Source organism: Mesorhizobium sp. M7A.T.Ca.US.000.02.2.1, assembly GCF_003996995.1.
GTDB lineage: Bacteria > Pseudomonadota > Alphaproteobacteria > Rhizobiales > Rhizobiaceae > Mesorhizobium.
The window spans coordinates 1-3,673 of record NZ_RZTT01000518.1 but is presented as its reverse complement, the minus strand read 5'-3'; the positions used below and the strand labels follow the sequence as shown (position 1 = coordinate 3,673).

The window sequence follows — 3,673 nt, the reverse complement described above, 5'->3', positions numbered from 1 at the left end:
CCTTCGAAAAGGTAGGTTTGCTGATGGGCGGCGCCGAACCAGGCCACGCCGAACACTCGCTGGAGACGGCATGATGCGCCTCGAACTCGTCAAACGCCCGCAGCGTTCCATGCTGTTTTCGGCCCTGTCGCCGTTCATCGCCTTCGCGCTGACCATCATTGCCGGCGCCGTCATGTTCGCGCTGCTCGGCGTCAATCCGCTGACCGCGTTCAATATCTATTTTATCGAGCCGATCAGCCAGGTCTGGCAGCTGCATGAGCTGGCGATCAAGGCAGCGCCGCTCATCCTGATCGCCGTCGGCCTGTCGGTCTGCTACAAGGCCAACATCTGGAACATCGGCGCCGAAGGCCAGTTCATCCTCGGCGGCATTGCCGGTTCGATGGTTCCCGTGCTGTTTCCGCAGTTCGAAGGTCCGCTGGTGCTGCCGCTGATGCTGTTGCTCGGCATGGTCGGCGGCGCGGCCTATGCCGCGATCCCGGCTCTGCTCAAGACTCGCTTCGGCACCAACGAAATCCTGACCAGCCTGATGCTGGTCTACGTCGCGCAGCTCTTCCTTGATTGGCTGGTGCGCGGACCCTGGCGCGATCCGCAGGGCCATGGTTTCCCGCAGACCATCCAGTTCAACGATTCGGCCGTGTTGCCGGAGCTGATGCCGGATGCCGGGCGAGCAAACTGGGGTTTTGTCTTCGCATTGGTCGCCGCGGTTCTGGTCTGGATCCTGATGAGCCGCATGCTGAAAGGTTTTGAGGTGCGCGTGCTGGGGTCAAGCCCGCGGGCAGGGCGCTTCGCCGGCTTCGGCCTCAACCGCATGGTCTTTTTTGCTTTCCTGCTGTCAGGCGCTCTGGCGGGTCTCGCCGGCATCTCCGAGGTCTCGGGCGCCATCGGGCAACTGCAGCCTGTCATTTCGCCCGGCTATGGCTTCACCGCCATCATCGTGGCTTTCCTTGGCCGCCTCAACCCGCTCGGCATCGTTGCCGCCGGTCTGGTGCTGGCGCTGACCTATCTCGGCGGCGAAGCGGTGCAGAGCGCGCTCGGCATCTCCGACAAGGTGGCGCGGGTGTTCCAGGGCATGCTGCTGTTCTTCGTGCTCGGCTGCGACACGCTCATCCACTACCGCATTCGCCTGGTCGGCCTGGCGCTGACCAAGCCGGAAGGTGCCGCGAAACTCGAAGCCGCGCCGAAGCTGAAGGAAGCCCGTTGATGGACATCACCGTAAACATCCTTCTGACCATCGCCACGGCGGCAACGCCCCTGTTGATCGCGGCAATCGGCGAACTGGTGGTCGAGCGCTCCGGCGTGCTCAATCTCGGCGTCGAGGGCATGATGATCATGGGCGCTGTCGGCGGATTCGGCGCGACCTATCTCACCGGCTCGCCCTGGATCGGCCTTTTGGCGGCAATCGCCATGGGCGCGGTGTTCTCGCTGCTGTTTGCCGTCATGACGCTGTCGCTGGCCACCAACCAGGTGGCGACCGGCCTGTCGCTGACGCTGCTCGGCCTTGGCCTGTCCGGCATGATGGGCACCAGCTTTGTCGGCCAACCCGGCGAAAGGCTGCCCAACCTCTACATTCCCGGTCTGACGGAAATGCCTGTCGTCGGCAGGCTGCTGTTCGGTCAGGACCCGATCTTCTACATTTCGATCGCGCTCACCGCGGCCGTCATGTGGTTCCTGTTCAAGACAAGGACCGGACTGACGCTGCGCTCGATCGGCGACAGCCACACCTCGGCCCATGCGCTTGGCATCCAGGTCATCCGCTATCGCTATCTCGCGGTGATCTTCGGCGGCGCCTGTGCCGGGCTTGCCGGCGGCCATCTGTCTCTGGTCTACACGCCGCAATGGGTCGAGAACATGAGCGCCGGCCGCGGCTGGATCGCGCTGGCGCTAGTGGTGTTCGCCTCCTGGCGGCCATGGCGGGTGCTGGCCGGCGCCTACATCTTCGGCGCGGTGTGGATCGGCCAGCTTCATGCACAAGCTTTTGGCATTCCGGTGCCTTCACAGTTCCTTTCTTCGCTGCCCTATCTGGCAACCATCGTGGTTCTCGTTCTAATCTCGCGCAACAAGCGTCTGACGATGATGAACACGCCGGCTTCCTTGGGGCAGCCATTCGTTCCGGATCGTTGACAATAAAAACAAACGGGAAGCTCCAAGGCTTAACTCAGAGAGGTAACACAATGAAAAAACTGCTTATTGCCCTGATGACGACGACCGCCGCCATGTCGCTGGCAGTGACGGCGGAAGCTGCGGACAAGCTGAAGGCATGCTGGGTCTACACCGGCCCGATTGGCGACTTCGGCTACTCCTACCAGCACGACCAGGGCCGTCTCGATGTGGAGAAGGCGCTCGGTGACAAGGTCGAAACAGCCTATCTCGAAAACGTCTCGGAAGGTCCCGACGCCGACCGCGCTTTCGAGCGCCTGGCGCGCGAAGGCTGCAAGCTCATCTTCGGCACCTCCTTCGGCTTCATGGACCCGGAAGTGAAGGTCGCGAAGAAATTCCCCAAGGTGATGTTCGAGCACGCCACCGGCTACAAGACCGCCGACAATCTCGGCATCTACAATGCGCGTTTCTACGAAGGCCGCTACGTGCTCGGCCAGATCGCCGCCAAGGAATCGAAGGCCGGCGTTGCCGGCTACATCGTTTCCTTCCCGATTCCTGAAGTGGTGATGGGCATCAACTCCTTCATGCTCGGCGCACAGTCGATCAACCCGAACTTCAAAGCCAAGATCGTCTGGGTGAATTCCTGGTTCGATCCGGGCAAGGAAGCCGACGCCGCCAAGGCGCTGTTCGACCAGGGTGCCGACATCATCGTCCAGCACACCGATTCGACCGCTGCCCTGCAAGTGGCCGAGGAGCGGGGCCTGAAGGGCTTTGGGCAGTCATCGGACATGATCAAGTTCGCGCCTAAGGCGCAGCTGACTTCGCTCACCGATGATTGGGGTCCCTATTACATCAGCCGGGTCCAGGCAGCCCTCGACGGCACCTGGAAGCCGGGCAATGTCTGGCTCGGCATCAAGGACGGCGCCGTCAAGCTCGCTCCTTATACCAACATGCCCGACGACGTGAAGGCGATGGCCGAAGCCACCGAAAAGAAGATCGCCGACGGCTGGAACCCCTTCACCGGGCCGATCGCCAAGCAGGACGGCACGCCATGGCTGAAGGATGGCGAAGTCGCCGACGACGGCACGCTGCTCGGCATGAATTTTTATGTGAAAGGCGTCGACGACAAGCTGCCGAAATAAGCAGCGCGCGAGACATGAGACGGAGGGGCGCCGCGAGGCGCCCTTCTTCATTCGGCGGGCTGTGCGCCGGCAGAGGGGCGACGAAACCGCGTTCGTCCGGCATCGACCGCGCGGCCGAGCCAAAACCTGAGCAACCGCTGTACCGGTCGTTCGCAGGTGCGCCAGATCGCCCACGAAATGAAAAGCATGAGCACGACGCAACCAAGGGCGGCAATCCATTTGCCGACAAGGGGCGTTGCCGCATTGATGGCGAGATAGCCGATCTCCTGATGCAGCAGATAGAGCGGATAGGTCAGCCCGCCCAGCGCCAGGGTGAGCGCCGATGCCCTCACACGGTGGCGCAGCAGCACCGCGCCGATCAGAGCCGCGTGCATGACGGCGTTGGCGAGGACAAGATTGGCCGAGGAGACGGCGATGCCGTAGTGGCCAAGCAC

At 62.7% G+C, this 3,673-nt stretch carries 3 protein-coding genes and 1 pseudogene; 3 read left to right on the top strand and 1 reads right to left on the bottom strand.

Annotated features, from left to right (window positions below; genetic code table 11):
* The first annotated feature begins 70 nt into the window (after nucleotides 1-70).
* From EOD15_RS30665 to EOD15_RS30655, 3 genes are read left to right on the top strand one after another with little or no spacing between them, the layout of a single operon-like run.
* Nucleotides 71-1,201, top strand: a complete 1,131-nt coding sequence (locus EOD15_RS30665) for an ABC transporter permease (RefSeq protein ID WP_127409137.1) — start codon at nucleotides 71-73, stop codon at nucleotides 1,199-1,201.
* Complete coding sequence (locus EOD15_RS30660) at nucleotides 1,201-2,121, top strand: ABC transporter permease (protein ID WP_127268999.1); 921 nt, start codon at nucleotides 1,201-1,203, stop codon at nucleotides 2,119-2,121. Before EOD15_RS30665 ends, EOD15_RS30660 begins: the two co-directional genes overlap by 1 nt.
* A gap of 50 nt (nucleotides 2,122-2,171) precedes the next feature.
* Nucleotides 2,172-3,239, top strand: a complete 1,068-nt coding sequence (locus EOD15_RS30655; protein ID WP_127323146.1) for a BMP family ABC transporter substrate-binding protein — start codon at nucleotides 2,172-2,174, stop codon at nucleotides 3,237-3,239.
* A gap of 47 nt (nucleotides 3,240-3,286) precedes the next feature.
* On the opposite strand, the pseudogene EOD15_RS30650 reads toward EOD15_RS30655, so the two are convergent.
* Nucleotides 3,287-3,673, bottom strand: a pseudogene (locus EOD15_RS30650) (acyltransferase); the annotation flags it as partial.